Raw genomic sequence first — 16012 nt, 5'->3', positions numbered from 1 at the left:
CTGGTATCTAAACTACGTGTAAACCTAAGAATCCGTCGAACGTTAGGCTCTTGAGGGCGCGAGCTGAGCCAGTAAGAAAAAACCTGCTGCACTGATCACCACTGATGGTCCTGCAGGCGTATCGTAGAACCAAGAGAGGCTAAGGCCACAAAAAACAGAGATGATACCAATAACAGATGCGGTAACGGCCATCTGCTCTGGTGTCACAGTAAACTTGCGAGCGGTGGCTGCGGGAATGATGAGTAGTGATGTCATAATCAGTGCGCCAACAAACTTCATTCCGATAGCGATAACCAGACCCACCATTAACATAATGATTAAGCGCATTAAATCGACGTTGACGCCTTCAACGGCAGCGAGATCTTCATTCACAGTCGTTGACAGAAGTGGCCGCCAAAAAATGAACAGCAACAAGCCAATCACCGCGACTCCAGCATAAATGTAGAAAAGATCGGTCGGCGAGACAGCAAGCAGGTCACCAAACAGGTAGCTCATCAAATCGACGCGAACATTATCCAAAAAGCTTACGGCAACCAAACCGAGCGAGAGCGCACTATGTGCGAGTATCCCAAGCAGAGTATCTGTCGCAACCAGTTTTTGCTTTTGCAGCGTCACCAAAACGATAGCGAGCGCCATGCAGCAAATGACGAGCGCGAGGTAGAGGTTAATGTTGAACAGAAAGCCGAGCGCTAAGCCCATTAGCGAGGCGTGGGCAAGCGTATCACCAAAGTAAGCCATTCTGCGCCAAACCACAAAGGATCCAAGTGGACCAGCAATCAAAGCAATGCCAATACCGGCAATAATCGAAGGAAGTAAAAACTCAATCATGATGGGCGTGTCCGTGATCATGGTGTGAACATTGTGTGGCGTCACCTTGCACTGGTTCACCTGAAAGGTCGTGGTGGTGATGTAGGTGCTGATGTTGATAGAAGGCCAGTGTTTCTTGCGTAGCGCTACCAAACAATGCAATGTAAGAAGGGTGCTGCCTAACCGTTTGTGGCGCGCCTTGGCAACAAATATGGTGGTGCAGGCAGATAACGTTATCGGACTTTGCCATCACCAGATGTAGGTCGTGCGACACCATAAACACAGCACAATTAAATCGATGACGTATCGAATCGATGAGTTCGTAGAGGTCGATCTGACCCTGTACATCAACACCTTGCGCAGGCTCATCAAGAACCAATATGTCAGGTCGTTGCAAGAGCGCACGTGCGAGCAATACGCGCTGGTTCTCACCACCAGAGAGCTGATGCATGTTGTTCTTAATTAGGTGCTCGGCTCCGACAAGTTTTAGCGCGTCGAGCCTTTCTTGAACGCTGTACTTACCGGCTAATGCCAGAAAGCGCTCCACATTAAGCGGAAGTGAATCATTGAGTTTGAGCTTCTGAGGAACATAACCAATCTTGAGTTTTTTATCGCGCGTAATATGGCCCTTGTAGCGATTTTGAAGACCCAGTATGACCTTTACCAGCGTAGACTTTCCGGCACCATTAGGACCTATTAGAGTGAGAATTTCACCACGATTTATCGTTAGGCTAATATTATCTAGAACCTTTCTCTTGCTGAACTCAACACTAACGCGGTCCAGTTTAATCAGTTCGGACATAAATAGAACTCATTTGCAATTGATACGTGTTATAATGTAACATTTCGAGCCATTACTAGCTAGAAGGATTTTGAAGCCCTATGCATCGTTACATTCCAATTGTGGCACTTACTACACTGCTTCCGCTTAAATCGCAAGCTTTTGAAGTGCTAAACAGTATTAAACCATTTGAGATGATTTCTCAGGAGCTTATCCTCGATGGACAATCTACATCTTCAATATTGAATGCCAACGCCTCTCCTCATGATTATGCACTCAAACCTTCTGACGTGAAGAAATTACGTAGCAGTGAACTTGTGGTTTGGTTTGGTAACGATCTTGAGAGCTTCTTATCAAAGTCTCTGGAAGGGCAGCCTAATACGGTAAAAATTGAAGCGATTGACGGGCTATCGCTGCGTGAATTTGGCGAAGATGAGCATGACCATGGGCATGAAGGTCATCATCACGGTAGCTATGATCCTCATGTATGGTTAGGCCCTGAGCAGAGCCGACAGGTTGCGCGTGCAATCTCGACCAAGCTTCAAGAGCTTGACGCTGATAATACCGAAGCTTACCAACAAAAGTTGGCGGAGTTTGAAGCTAGTCTAGATAAAACGATTGATGAAGTGAAGGCACAACTTGAGCCGGTTCGTAGTGAAGGCTACTACGTTTTCCATGATGCGTACGGATACTACGAGGAATTCTTTAAGCTCAACAACCTCGGACACTTTACCGTTAGCCCCGAGCGTAAGCCGGGAGCTAAGACACTGATCTCAATTAAGACAACGCTGCGCGAGCAGAATGTAAAATGTGTGTTCTCTGAGCCTCAATTTACCCCTGCGGTTGTTGAGTCAGTGACACGCGGAACGGGCACGCATATTGGTCAGCTCGACCCGTTAGGTACTGATATTGAGGTTAAAAAAGGCAGCTACTTCACCTTCTTAAAGGCAGTTGCAGATAGCTATGCAGGGTGTCTAAGTCAGTAAAAGCCGACAAATGACATTGCACATAATGTGAGTGCCGTTCCACAAAATGGGCGTTTAATTAAGTTTTACCTGTGATCATTTAGCCATTTAGGCGACTGAAGTCACGCTTTTCCTTTCCTAACAAAGCCAAATCCAGTAGATTTACGATAATTATCGTCGCAAATTAACTGGTTTGGCTTTGACTCTATCCTTGCTGCAAACACTTAGCTCGCCTACTACCTCGCATAAAAGAGCGGGTAGTCAAACGGTGTCTGCTCGCTCGATATTTACTTGTTTGTTCACCGCTTTGCTTTTGCTATGTCCATTAAGCCTAAAAGCGAAAGAGCTTCCTCCTGTTTTTTATCCTTTGTCATTACAAACCAATGGGCAGTTCCTAGCTGCTAAACAGTTGTTTTCTGGTTTAGAGGGAGGGCTTTGGTCCATTGATGTCCATAATCGTGTGCGCTTCTATGATGGTACTCGGTTTATTGAGTTAGAGAATCTCGCGTTCGAATACAATGACGTCACTTTTTTTGAGGGGCAGTTTTGGTATGCAAAGGCAAACAAGCTTTTTTCTAAAAAGCCGTTTGGTAACGTCGAGAAGGTGTATACCACTAAGCTGACTGAGCATATTCAATCGCTTGGAAATGGTGGTGAGCACATTTGGTTTGCGACCGACCAACACCTCTATCTTGGTATTAATTCAAGCTCTCGATTTGAATCCATTGAGATCAAGGCGTTTGAGCGCTTTTATGGTGGTGTTGGCGTTTCGGTGACCGCAGCGATAGACACTTCAGATGGTTGGTACATAGGCACCAATGTTGGGCTCTATCGTTGGCAAAACGATAGTTTGAGCTATGTGGGTAAAACACATCGTGGACAAGTCTCTCGGTTACTTGTCGAGCCCCAGTCGAATACGCTTGTCATAGGCTACCACTCCGGTGTTGAGACTTTGCCTTTAGATAACACTGGCGAACGACAGTTCTTTCCATTAGGTCAACATGTACTTGCACTTGAGAGCTCCGCGACACATTTCTGGGTAGGGACGGAGCAGGGACTGTACCTTCTTGACAAAGCGTCTCAGGAAATTAAACGGGTCAAATTTAACCCTCACGATGAATTTGGTCTTGCTGGTGAGAAGATCTATGCCCTTGTCGCGGACGGTGAACTCGGTATGTGGATCGCGACGAATAACGGTGTCCGTTATTTTTCTGAATATGGTTCGCTTTTTAAACGTAGCTCGGTAACGATTGATGAAAACCTGAATCGCTTAGAGCCAAAGCTGGAGGTGATGGATAATCCGCTTGGAGGATATTGGGTCATTACCGGAAGTGCGCTCTACTCCGTTGATGAGCAGGGTGAGTCAGCGATGGTATTTTGGGGCGCAGTGACCTCACTTGCACAGCGCGAGCAAGAGCTTTGGTTAGCCACAGACCGAGGGCTCATGCATGTAGAGCTTGGGGCTTACCAAATTACAGCAATGAATCAAACCGTAGAAAACCTCCCGGCTCAGGTCGAACATGTTGCTTTAGGGAGTGGTCACGTATTGTGGGTCAGTGACGGTCTTCATCTTTTCAGTATCGACATCGAAACCCGCTCTGCAAAAGACTATGGGCAAGAATGGGTTGTGAGTGGTCACTTACCCGCAAAGGTGACCGAGATAAATGCACTTGGGAAGGATAGGGCCCTCATTGGCACGGATCACGGGCTCTATATCATTGAGCAAGGTCGAAGTCGTTATATTGGTGAAAGTGAGCCATTTGGAAGCGTCACCGAAATGGTTGCGCATGACAATAGTATCTGGGCTGCTAGCAGCTATGGTGCGTTTCGCTATGATACTGAGCATCAGTTATTTTCTCGACTGGAGCTTTTTCAGGATAGCACTAGACCTGTTTGTATTACTCGAAGTGATAATGCGTTTTGGCTTATTAGCTCTGCGGGACTCACCGCATACAATGATAATGGGCAGATAGTCAGACACCTAAGTGCGCCTTATGGTGTGATAAGTAATGAATTTATTAACGGTAGCTGTGCTTATAGCTCATACAGTGATCGCGTCGTTTTAGGTTCACGATATGGCATCGTAGAGTTTTCTCCCAACAAACTGCTAGATAACCCTGCGCCAACCCCTAAGGTTTTAGTCTCGCAAGTATCGGTGAATAACGAACCCATCAGCTTGGGTGACATTCAAGAGGCGGTCCACGACGTTGATTATGGCGATAGCATTGCATTGCAATTGAGCTTGTGGCCGTCTAATCAAGGCCAAAGTTTGGTATACCGAACACCTGATACCGATTGGCAAACGATGCAAGGCTTCCAACTAAACATTGATAAGCCAACGCCAGGTATCCACTCCCTTGAAGTGGCCGTACTAGGTGCGCAAGAGCAGAGTCTTCCTATACGCTTCAGTTATTTAGTACGTACTCCTTGGTATATGACGGGCATGTTCTATTCAGTCCTAGGGCTAGCATCCATACTGCTTATTGCTGGCATTATCTATTGGCGCTCAAGACGGATCCGGTTTATGAACCGTTCGTTGAAGACACAAGTCGCCTTAAAAACTGAGCAGCTTCAGCACCAGAGTCGAGTGTTGGTTGGTAATAATCAGCAGTTGCGTAAGGCTTTTAAAATCCGACAACTATTGCTGCAAGAGTTGGTGGAGCAAGCGGCCCAACATAGCGCTCAGTTTAAGCTTGAGCAGATCCCTAATTGGTCAAAGAGTAGAACGCCAGATTATGATGGGCTCGACAACATCAAGGCTATTTTTGATGAGGAGAGTACATCCCCTGTTGTTTGCTCTGTGGTCAGTATCCTCAAGTTTACCGTCGATGCGTGGAAAAAAGAGCTGGATAGTTATGGCATAAAAGTCGAACTCGTGGTCAAAGCGAGCTGTGAGCGTGTAGTTCTCGATACGTGTAATCTCGACATCATTTTCAACTCTGTCATCGCTAATGCACTTCGAAGAATGGTTCGAGGTCAGGTGCTTAAGGTGACGGTTGATGATGAACTAACCAAACTCAATGTTATTTTCGAAGACAATGGTTTACCTTTGCCTAACTACAACGAACAGGCCTCCACTCAATCGTTTGACGGAAAAGAGAGTCAGCTCGATTTTAGCCCTTCGAGCCTCCCTGCTCATATTCATCGCTCAGGTGGGGAGTTAAAGCCGGTCGAAAGAGGAAGCACGAATCGTTTAACACTTCGCTGGATGCTCTCTCCAGAAGACAAGCAAGACAGTGGTTCTGGCGATATCGCAGAGCGCACTGTTGGAAAACCGATACTCGGAGTGGAGGCTTCGAAGCCGCCTGTTGAAATAAAAGTCGACAAGCATGAGCAGTGGAAGCGCCAAGTTACTCGGCTAGTATCGGAGCAGTTTAATGACCCGGACTTTAGCACGGCGTCTGTATCTAAAGCTTTATTCTTGTCAGAAAGGAGCTTCCAGCGCCGCTTTAAATCGCAGTTTAACAGTACCTTTACCGATTATTTAACGGATGTTCGTATGGAAAAAGCCTGTGAGATGCTCTTGCAGGGAGAGAAGGTGTCTGACGTTGCGTTCGCGTGTGGCTTCAACGACCCGTCGTATTTCTCGCAGCGCTTTAAGGTCTACTTTGGTCTTCCACCATCTAAGTTTGCCATGATGGACGTGACCGAGAGCTAGGTATTGAGTGACCTTGTTACAAATTAAAGTAGCGATAAAATGCGCGCTGCTTCAGCCTCTCCAATGGGAGGTTAGTAAGGCGTAAACGTACAGCATCTCCGGGTCTTAATTGAGCCGCAACGGAAAGGTCGCGAAATGCGACCACACCAAGTTTTGGATACCCGCCAAGCGTTTGATGGTCGCTTAACATGACAATAGGATTGCCGTCGGGCGGGATTTGTACAGCACCACAGACAATACCTTCGGAAATGAGTGAGTCAGTATTTACTGGCTCAGACTCAAGTCTTGCTTGTAGTCTAACGCCCATTCTGTTGCTGTTCGGACTGACACTGTAAGGTTGCTGCAGAACTCTTTGTAGAAGATACCTATCCAATTGGTGATATTGAAAGCTAGGGATAATACGAAGTGTGCGTACGCCTTCGTAATTGGGCATTGCCGTTCTGGGCATGTTATCGGAAGGAATGGATGAATCGCTGTCGACTGACTTTAGCGAATCTCCATTAGCTAATGGCAAACCTGCTTTGATACCACCGACCCCATCGCGCTCGACGGTCGATGTGCTTCCCATGAAGGTTGCGACATCGAATCCGCCGCTCGCAGAGATATAGGTTCGGCAACCTGTTCTCGGGATCGATAAATGCAACTCTTGTCCATCTCTGAGGCCAAATGGATGCCAATTGACCACTCTTCTACTATCTGTGCTCCCTGTCAGTATCTCGGCGTTGCAATCTGCGCCAGTGAGAACAAGGGTCATATCGCCCTCGGCTCGGAATTTGGCACGCCCCAATAGTATTTCGAGGCTGGTGCTAGACATGGTGTTACCCAGTAGTTTTTGTCCCCAACAGTGAGCATGAAGGTCTGCGGCGCCACCTTGAGTGAGTCCGTATTTACTGGCTCCAAATCGGCCTAAGTCTTGAGTCGTTATATGATGATTATCATTGATGACAATTAGGCGTCCCATAAGCGCCCTCCTAGTGACAAAAACTTCTGTTTACTAATAGCATGGAATTGCACTCGGTCACCGACTTTTAGAAGTGATTGATCTGGTGAAGCTTGATTAAACAGGGGTAAAGGACAATTGCCAATAATTTGCCATCCTCCCGGAGTGTCGTTGGGGTAGACGGCGGTTTGGTTGTTTGCGATACCGACACTGCCTTTTGGCACAAACGAGCGAGGTGTGACGTGTCTAGGTGCACGTATTTGCTCGGGTAGCTCTGCTAGAAATGCAAAGCCAGGGGCAAAACCAATCGCACACACTGAGTAAATCGTACTGGTGTGGTACATGACTATGTCTTCTCGAGACAACGACAGCCAGGCTTCTAGTGCGAGCAAGTCTGGAGCAACTTCTTCACCATAATAGGTGGGCAACATAATAGGCCCACCTAACGTGTCCTCATCAATCTCATCTTTGGCAGAAATACCCTCTACGAACTGAATGATCTGGTTGGCAGAGCAGCGAATCGGATGAAACTCAATAAGTAGCGTTGTGTAGGAGGGGGTGCAGTTGGTAATTGAGCCTGAAAACGCTTGCTCTAGCTGATTGGCGATACTGGCAATTTTCGTAGGAAGGGACGTATCTATACGGCTAGCAAAGGTTAACAGCAGTGCCGATTCACTCACTTGCTCTATAGACGGCGTCTTCATGATCTAGCCTTAGCTTCAGTCTGAGCGATACGCTGTTTTAACTGACTTGCTACTTTTATAGACGCTTGGTTATCACCGTGGACGCAAAGTGTATCTGGCGCTAGAAGTAATGACTCACCTTCTATGGTGGTGATTGGGCGCTGTGACAGAAAAGCATCAGCTTGTGACAATATTTCGTCAGGCTGGTGAAGGACGGCGTTGTCGAGCTGACGAGGCGCAAGGCGACCAGAGCTCAGATACCGACGATCGGCAAATGCCTCCATAATCAAAGCAACCCCTTGCTCATCAGCAAGAGAGCGATAAGTGTTAGCTTCTGCGGTGTCCAATATCATCAAAGGCAACTCTAGCGTATGAGCGGCCTGCAACACAGCATCAAATACAGAAGCAGATGCCATCATATCGTTGTAAAGCGCGCCATGAGGTTTTATGTACTCGACGCAGGTTTGATGATGCTTTGTAACTGCTTGTAACGCACCTACCTGATACAGGATAGAGTGAGTAATGGACTCACCAGCCATGGCAAGACTGCGCCTGCCAAATCCTTGTAAATCTGGATAACCCGGATGTGCTCCTATGGTGACGTCATGTGCTTTGCAAAGTTGAACGGTTTGCGACATGTGGTCGGGGTCGGATGCATGAAAGCCACAAGCGATGTTTGCCATATCGAGAAGTGGGATCAGTTCGCTGTCACATCCCATATTCCATTGACCAAAGCTTTCACCAACGTCCCCATTTAACTTCATCATAGGATAATTTCCTTTTATCAGAGATAGTTAAATTATGAAGTGGTGTTTGTGTTTTTACAATTCGTGGACGGTAGGTTTGTGAGGTATTAGATAGCAGACAAAAAAAATCGCGGCATAGCCGGGGGACCATACCGCGGGTGTCAATGACACCTTCGCTTGCTGCCGGAGTGATGTGGTCGCCCACATCACCTCTGGAATTTCGATTAACAGGAGCAGGTTGCTCTGTTGGTATTAACTATAAATAACTCGACTTAATTTCCTTATAAAAATAACGGCAAGTTACCATGAAGATTGCGACAGTTTTATTGGGTCCAGTTAAGATGTTGAAAATATGAACTTTTATTTAAATTTAGTTTTTGTGGGTGTCATTGTTTTGTCACGATAAAAGTTTTTTAGATGACATTTTGACGTAATTGACGGACATATTTTGACAAATAATACGTTTGCAATCCGGCCTAAATTGACGTAGCGCAATGCGCAAAATAAGCTTGCAACTATAAAATGACTGTTAATGTTAATATTTCTCATTACCAATCATAGTTTGGGTGAATTGAATGAAACTTGCTGATTTGAACATCGGAAGCAGTGGCAAGATTACTGCGCTAACTGGGCTATCGAGTGACGTCCGTAAAAAATTGATGGTAATGGGGTTGTTACCAAACACAGAAGTAAAAGTGATTCGTCGTGCTCCTATGGGCGACCCATTGCAGATCGAAGTGCGTGGTGTGTCACTAGCAGTTCGCAACAATATTGCTCAATCAATAGAAGTGGAGTCATTGTGATGAACTACACCATCCTTACTGTTGGTAATCCTAATAGTGGTAAAACAACGCTATTCAATGGCCTAACAGGTGCTAAGCAGCAAGTCGGTAACTGGGCTGGCGTAACAGTGGAGAAGAAAACGGGTCAGTACAGCCATGCCGGTGACCAATTTCAATTAACGGACCTACCTGGTATCTATGCACTGGATAGCGGAAATGATGGCAACAGTATTGATGAGTCTATTGCTTCTCGCGCGGTACTGACTCATCCAGCAGACCTTATTATCAATGTTGTCGACGCGACAAGCCTTGAGCGCAGTCTCTACATGACGCTGCAGCTTCGTGAGCTGGGTCGTCCGATGGTCGTTGTGCTTAACAAAATGGATGCGTTAAAGCGCGAACGTATCAAGCTGGATGTCGCTGGCTTAGAAAAAGCACTTGGCTGCCCAGTGCTCACGCTTTCTGCGACTGACAAAGATCAGGTAAGAGCCCTGAAAGAGCGTTTGCATAAAACGGTTGTGCAAGGTCTTACTCTCGATGCACTTGCGATTAACTACGGCTCTGACATGGAACAGGCGATCGCAAAAGTTGAGCCGACCTTTGCTGGTGAGTCAGTGAGCTCTCGCGCTTTGGCGATTCGAGCGCTAGAAAATGATGTTATGGTGCTGAACTCACTCACCTCAGAGCAGAGAGATGAGATCGAGCTGGCATCAAACCAAGCAGAGATCGACATTGACCTTCAAGTGGCAGATACCAAGTACACCTTCTTGCATGAGCAGTGCAAAAAGCTTCGCCGCAGCGAGGGTAAACTGAGCCGAAGCTTTACCGAAAAAGTAGATGGCTTCATCCTAAATAAATGGGTTGGTGTGCCTTTCTTCTTCGTGGTCATGTATCTCATGTTTATGTTCTCCATTAACATTGGCAGTGCTTTCATCGACTTCTTTGATATCGGTGTTGGCGCACTTCTTGTTGATGGCGGACACTACCTTCTTGATGACCACCTTCCAGTTTGGCTTGTTACTCTGATTGCTGATGGTGTCGGCGGTGGTATCCAAACCGTGGCGACCTTTATTCCAGTGATTGCCGCGCTTTATCTGTTCTTGGCGGTGCTAGAGAGCTCTGGTTATATGTCACGAGCGGCGTTTGTACTTGATAAAGTCATGCAGAAAATTGGTCTGCCAGGCAAAGCGTTTGTGCCTCTTGTGCTTGGCTTTGGTTGTAACGTGCCTTCGATTATGGCGACACGCACATTGGATCAAGAGCGTGAGCGTAAACTCGCCGCTTCTATGGCTCCATTTATGTCATGTGGCGCGAGACTGCCTGTATACGCTCTGTTTGCAGCTGCATTCTTCCCAGAAAGTGGTCAGAACGTAGTATTTGCTCTTTACCTTTTAGGTATTGTTGCAGCCGTCTTTACTGGTTTGGTGTTAAAGCACACGATTTACCCGGGCTCGAGCGATAGCCTAGTGATGGAAATGCCTGACTATGAGCTACCAACTTTCCAGAATGTGATGATTAAGACCTGGCAGAAGCTAAAGCGCTTTGTACTCGGTGCCGGTAAAACCATCGTTGTGGTTGTGACCATTCTTAGCTTCCTAAACTCAGTGGGTACAGATGGCAGTTTTGGTAACCAAGATAGCGAGAACTCAGTACTGTCAAAAGCAGCACAAGTCGTCACTCCTGTTTTTGCTCCTATGGGTGTTCAACAAGACAACTGGCCGGCGACAGTGGGTATTATCACGGGTATCTTTGCCAAAGAAGCAGTCGTCGGTACGCTAAACAGCCTTTACACCTCTAGTGAGGGTGAAGAGGGCGAATATGATCTACTGGGTAGCCTTCAAGAGGCTGTTGAGTCGATTCCTGCGAACCTGGCGGATCTCAGCTACTCAGACCCACTGGGTGTCGATGTCGGTGATCTGTCTGATTCTTCGGCAGTAGCAGAAGACCAAGAGGTAGATAGCTCGATCTTTGGTAACCTTAAAGGCTACTTCGTGACCAGTAACGCAGCGTTTGCTTACTTGATCTTCATCTTGCTCTACACTCCATGTGTTGCGGCTATGGGCGCTTACGTGAAAGAGTTTGGACAGAAGTACGCGCGCTTTATTGCAGTATGGACCATGGGACTTGCCTACGGTGGTGCAACGCTGTACTACCAAGTCACTCACTTCGCTCTTCACCCGATGACGAGTGCTGTGTGGATCGTTGCAATCTTGGCAGCGGGCGCATTGGTGTGGAAACTGCTTAAGAACCAAGGCAAAAAGCAGGCACAAATGGAGATGCAAACGGCATGATTCTATCTGATTTGAAAGCGTATATTGAAGCGAACCCAGCCGTAAACCGACAAGAGCTAGCAAAGCAGTTCTCGCTCAGCGAAGACGGAGTTGATGCCATGCTTGCGGTCTGGATTCGAAAAGGAAAGCTTTCAAGGACGGAAGATTGTGATAAGAAAGGCCAGGTGATGCGCGTGCGATATCATGTGAATCAAGCCAATGCTTTATCACTGAGTGTTAAAATGTAGTCACTAAAAAGCTCCGATTTTGTCGGAGCTTTTCTTTTCTTGAACAGCCAGCTATTAGTCAATCACGCGCTTATAAAAAGCTCACTTTCCGCGAGCTGCGACTGAATACGTTGAACCAAGCTTTGTTGGTCTTCATCACTGCGATACTCACCCTTGGTGCTTCCCCACAGTGGTCCAGGCCAAGCGATATCATTCTTAAAGCGCGCAATATGATGAACGTGAAGCTGCGGCACCATATTACCCAGTGCGCCAAAATTGAGCTTATCCGGGGTAAATAGGGCCTCTAGAGCACGGTTTACAACCTCAGACTCGATTAGAAACTGCTGCTGTTCCGACATTGGCAGGTGATGCAGCTCAGTTAAGTCTACTTTCTTAGGCACCAAGATAACCCAAGGAACCGAGTCGTCTCTGTGTAGTAGCGCCATACTCAATGGAAATTCACCAAGTAGGCTAGTGTCTTTTGTAAGTTGTGGGTGCAGTTCAAAGCTCATGGTAGGCGCTCATGTCGAAGTAAAAGGGACAAAAAAGGCGAGGTGCTTTCGCATCTCGCCTTCTATTATGAATGGTAATTCAATAAATTACATTCTTTCTAGTGTCTCGATACCCAGTAGCTCAAGACCTTGTTTGATAGTCTTAGCAGTTAGGGCTGCAAGACGTAGACGGCTTTGCTTCACCGCTTCGTCTTCGGCAACTAGGATTGGGCACGCTTCGTAGAAGCTAGAGAATTGACCTGCTAGTTCGAATAGGTAGCTACACATGATGTGAGGCTGACCTTCACGAGCCACTGACTCAACCGCTTCTTCAAATTGTAGAAGCTTAGCAACCAGTGCTTTCTCTTTTTCGTCAGTGATCTTGATGTCGCCAGTAAGCTCATCCATCGACACACCAGCTTTAGCAAATACAGACGCTACACGTGTATACGCATACTGCATGTATGGTGCTGTGTTGCCTTCAAATGCAAGCATGTTGTCCCAGTCAAACACGTAGTCAGTAGTACGGTGCTTAGAAAGGTCTGCGTACTTAACCGCTGCCATTGCAACTGTGTTCGCGATGTTTGCTTTCTCTTCGCTTGCAAGTTCAGGGTTCTTAGACTCGATAAGCGTGTTTGCACGCTCAACCGCTTCATCTAGAAGGTCTGCGAGACGTACCGTGCCGCCAGCACGTGTCTTAAATGGACGGCCATCTTTACCTAGCATCATACCGAATGCGTGGTGCTCAAGCGTTGTTGACTCTGGTACGTAGCCAGCTTTACGAACAATTGTCCACGCTTGCTGTAGGTGCTGATGCTGACGTGAGTCGATGAAGTAAAGTACGCGATCTGCGCCTAGCTGCTCGTAGCGGTACTTAGCACAAGCGATATCAGTAGTGGTGTAAAGGAAGCCGCCGTCACGCTTCTGGATGATAACGCCCATTGGCTCACCATCTTTGTTCTTGTACTCATCAAGGAATACAACTTGCGCGCCGTCATCTTCTACTGCTAGACCTTTTTCTTTTAGATCTTGAACAATGCCTGGCAGCATGTCGTTGTACATGCTTTCGCCCATTACGTCATCGCGAGTCAGTGATACGTTTAGACGGTCGTAGTTACGCTGGTTTTGAATCATAGTGACGTCAACCAGTTTCTTCCACATCTCGCCACAGAACTCATCGCCACCTTGAAGTTTTACAACATAGCCACGTGCGCGCTCGGCAAATTCTGCATCTTCGTCATACAGTTTTTTAGACTCACGGTAAAACGCTTCAAGGTCAGAAAGTTCCATAGAGACTTCGCCAGACTCTTGTTGTACGCGCTCTAGGTTTGCGATAAGCATACCGAACTGAGTACCCCAGTCGCCGATATGGTTTGCACGAATCACTTTGTGACCCAAAAACTCTAGCGTGCGAACAACCGCATCACCGATGATGGTTGAGCGCAGGTGACCAACGTGCATTTCTTTAGCAACGTTTGGTGCTGAGTAGTCAGCAACGATCGTTTGCTGCTCTTGAGAAGCCACACCTAGGCGAGAGTCAGCCAGAGCCTCGTCTGCTTGCTGCGCTAGGAACTCTTCACTTAGGAAGATGTTGATAAAGCCAGGACCAGCAATTTCTGTTTTGCTTGCAATTCCATCTAGGTCCAAAACATCCAGAACTTTTTGCGCGAATTCTCGTGGATTAGTACCCAACTTCTTAGCAACGCCCATTACACCGTTTGCTTGGTAGTCACCAAACTGTGGCTTTGCAGATTGGCGAACAGCCGCAGGACTGCCTGCAGGTGCGCCAGCGGCTTCTAGAGCCTGAGATACTTTGTCGTTGATCAGTGCTTGGATATTCACACGCATTTCCTTCAAAACTTGGCTTCAATTCTTGGAATTGGATTTAATCTAGTAAATTGGCGCACATAATAGCAACTTTAACGCCGCTGACCTAGGGGGAAAGTTTGTATTTTTTCTGATTCTAGCTCAATCCTGCTACTATTTGGCGTTTGATGATCAAAGTGAGCACGAATAAATGCAACAAACCCTGATAGAAAAAGGCCTAGTGCCTTCTGCAATGTTGAATAAAATCGATGATTTTCTGGATAATATTCAGGCTTTATGCAGCCTGTTAGCTATCGATTTATCTGCTTATCAGGCGGATCATATTGCTTTGCGTATTAACGATGCTGAGCTAGCAAAAGCGGCGCATCAAGCATGGTTAGAATATGGGAAAGTGATCTCCGAGGCGCAGATCAACGGTCGTCCAATTATCGTGCTTGAGTTCGATAACGCTGTTCAAAGTCATGGATGGTCGATTGAATGTCTAGAATTGCCTTACCCTGCGATTGGTAAAACACACCCAGTAGAGGATTGGGAACATGTTGAATTTGTGGTGCCATCAAATGCGCTGACCGCTGAGGCTTTTTTGCAAGATCTCTATAAGCTGTTTCCGAACCTTGAGCGTCAGCTTGAGCAAGCGAAACAACAAGGGGTGAAGGTGAAGTTATCGAGCCCGAAAGGAGAAGGTGAGCGTCTGGCTAACCCAACGGTCGCGTTTAAATTCAATAACATCTGCATCAAGCTCCACCCTCACAGTTTGAAAAACATCGTCGCTTCAGAACACGAATAAGTGACTCCGCTCTTAATCTGACATCCTAGTGAAAAAGGTTACTTGCGTGGTTAACAGTTAAACAGGGTAAAGACACCTTCATACCAATGAACGCGCGTCGGCAAGCTACAATTGAAGAATGTATTCAGATTGTAAGGAAACGACGCGTGAATCTAAACAAGGTGGTTGGTGATAGTACAAGGCTTATTGGTATTGCGGCGATGTTGTCTTGCTTGCCAGTGGCTCTTCATGCCAAAGAATTTGACTTCGATAACCCTCAATGTGATGTCAAAGCATCTCGCAGTGTTACCAACGATCATCTCACTCTTAACCTCAACTTCTGTAATCAACTAACACTTCACGACGGCCAGCAAGCCAAATGGACCGATTCACGCATTCAGCCCTATTTGTCCGCATCAAAACGCTGGCTAGAGGTCATTCTTGCTGTGGATGGGGTCGATCAGCACAGCCTTGATATTGACTTCTACGTGGTGCCTATGGATAACGCCAACGGTATGGCGGGGCCAGAGGCTGAAATTGACGTTAATTGGCGTTTAATCCCAACCGAAGGCTCGGTATTTATTGGCAGTCACACCTACGAACCTGGCTTTGATCAGGTGGAGTTCAATGCCAATATTCTGCATGAAATGGGGCATGTGTTTGGCATCGGTGCGTATTCGATGGATTACACACGTCATGATGGGCAGCTCGGTAAGGTGTTCATGGTGCGCGATAGTCAAGCGGTAAAACGTTTTAATGAGCAATACAAAGTGGACTATCGTGAGCTGCCAATCAGTGATGACGGTGGGCATCTTTACGACTCTAAGTGGAGTGAAGACAAAAAACGCTACGATAAGAATGGTCGCCCAGTGCCAGACATGAGTGCAGAGTTGATGGCAAATGGCAACCTGATAGGTCCGGTGACATTGGGGATGCTCGATGACTTAGGCTATCAGGTCGATTACTCGAAAGGTGATACCTACCAGTAAATGTCGACGCTATGAAAGAGAAAAAGCCCTTCATGCCAAGATGAGAAGGGCTTTTTAATCTAATGAAATCAGATAGGTAT

The 16012-nt window shown here is 46.8% G+C and carries 14 protein-coding genes; 7 read left to right on the top strand and 7 right to left on the bottom strand.

The features are described from left to right. Positions 1-42: 42 nt before the first annotated feature. Complete coding sequence (znuB, locus tag LY387_RS12675; protein WP_234494375.1) at positions 43-828, bottom strand: zinc ABC transporter permease subunit ZnuB; 786 nt, start codon at positions 826-828, stop codon at positions 43-45. After that, the gene (znuC, locus tag LY387_RS12670) at positions 821-1609 is read right to left on the bottom strand and encodes a zinc ABC transporter ATP-binding protein ZnuC (protein ID WP_234494374.1); all 789 of its coding nucleotides are present in this window, start codon (positions 1607-1609) and stop codon (positions 821-823) included. The genes znuB and znuC overlap by 8 nt, the downstream gene beginning before the upstream one ends. An 80-nt stretch (positions 1610-1689) precedes the next feature. On the opposite strand from znuC, the gene znuA reads away from it, so the two are divergent. Next, positions 1690-2574 carry a zinc ABC transporter substrate-binding protein ZnuA gene (znuA, locus tag LY387_RS12665; RefSeq protein WP_234494373.1) on the top strand — a complete coding sequence of 295 codons (885 nt, stop codon included), beginning with the start codon at positions 1690-1692 and terminating at the stop codon, positions 2572-2574. A 178-nt stretch (positions 2575-2752) separates the two neighbouring features. Further along, positions 2753-6211, top strand: coding sequence for a helix-turn-helix domain-containing protein (locus LY387_RS12660; protein ID WP_234494372.1), 3459 nt, complete (start codon positions 2753-2755; stop codon positions 6209-6211). 16 nt (positions 6212-6227) lie between these two features. Here LY387_RS12660 and LY387_RS12655 read toward each other — a convergent pair whose 3' ends face one another. From LY387_RS12655 to LY387_RS12645, 3 genes are read right to left on the bottom strand one after another with little or no spacing between them, the layout of a single operon-like run. Beyond that, positions 6228-7172 (bottom strand): biotin-dependent carboxyltransferase family protein, encoded by a 945-nt coding sequence (locus tag LY387_RS12655; protein WP_234494371.1) that lies wholly within the window; start codon positions 7170-7172, stop codon positions 6228-6230. Beyond that, entirely contained in the window at positions 7160-7855 is a 696-nt protein-coding gene (gene pxpB, locus LY387_RS12650) for a 5-oxoprolinase subunit PxpB (RefSeq protein ID WP_234494370.1), read from the bottom strand. The genes LY387_RS12655 and pxpB overlap by 13 nt, the downstream gene beginning before the upstream one ends. Continuing rightward, on the bottom strand, positions 7852-8598 hold the full coding sequence (locus LY387_RS12645) for a 5-oxoprolinase subunit PxpA (RefSeq protein WP_419153448.1): 747 nt from the start codon (positions 8596-8598) through the stop codon (positions 7852-7854). Before LY387_RS12645 ends, pxpB begins: the two co-directional genes overlap by 4 nt. 557 nt (positions 8599-9155) lie before the next feature. On the opposite strand from LY387_RS12645, the gene LY387_RS12640 reads away from it, so the two are divergent. The 3 genes from LY387_RS12640 to LY387_RS12630 are packed head-to-tail and all read left to right on the top strand — an operon-like array spanning position 9156 to position 11880. Beyond that, on the top strand, positions 9156-9383 hold the full coding sequence (locus tag LY387_RS12640) for a FeoA family protein (protein WP_128647839.1): 228 nt from the start codon (positions 9156-9158) through the stop codon (positions 9381-9383). Then, a complete protein-coding gene (gene feoB, locus LY387_RS12635) occupies positions 9383-11653 on the top strand; it encodes a Fe(2+) transporter permease subunit FeoB (protein WP_234494368.1) in 2271 nt (756 codons plus the stop codon). Before LY387_RS12640 ends, feoB begins: the two co-directional genes overlap by 1 nt. After that, entirely contained in the window at positions 11650-11880 is a 231-nt protein-coding gene (locus LY387_RS12630) for a FeoC-like transcriptional regulator (protein ID WP_234494367.1), read from the top strand. Before feoB ends, LY387_RS12630 begins: the two co-directional genes overlap by 4 nt. A 62-nt stretch (positions 11881-11942) precedes the next feature. Here the strand turns inward: LY387_RS12630 and LY387_RS12625 are convergent, their stop codons facing one another. Together LY387_RS12625 and argS are read right to left on the bottom strand one after the other, a co-directional pair. After that, complete coding sequence (locus tag LY387_RS12625; RefSeq protein WP_234494366.1) at positions 11943-12371, bottom strand: HIT domain-containing protein; 429 nt, start codon at positions 12369-12371, stop codon at positions 11943-11945. Positions 12372-12458: 87 nt separating this feature from the next. Continuing rightward, a complete protein-coding gene (gene argS, locus LY387_RS12620; protein ID WP_234494365.1) occupies positions 12459-14192 on the bottom strand; it encodes an arginine--tRNA ligase in 1734 nt (577 codons plus the stop codon). A gap of 175 nt (positions 14193-14367) precedes the next feature. Here argS and LY387_RS12615 point away from each other — a divergent pair, with 175 nt between their 5' ends. Both LY387_RS12615 and LY387_RS12610 read left to right on the top strand, forming a co-directional pair. Next, positions 14368-14964, top strand: coding sequence for a VOC family protein (locus LY387_RS12615; RefSeq protein ID WP_042476566.1), 597 nt, complete (start codon positions 14368-14370; stop codon positions 14962-14964). 146 nt (positions 14965-15110) lie between these two features. Then, on the top strand, positions 15111-15932 hold the full coding sequence (locus LY387_RS12610) for a hypothetical protein (RefSeq protein WP_234494364.1): 822 nt from the start codon (positions 15111-15113) through the stop codon (positions 15930-15932). Positions 15933-16012: the final 80 nt, after the last annotated feature.

The sequence above is a fragment of the Vibrio maritimus genome (genome assembly GCF_021441885.1).
GTDB classification, from domain to species: Bacteria; Pseudomonadota; Gammaproteobacteria; order Enterobacterales; family Vibrionaceae; genus Vibrio; species Vibrio maritimus_B.
The sequence above is the reverse complement of the archived record's forward strand: the minus strand, read 5'-3'. Positions and strand labels throughout refer to the sequence as shown.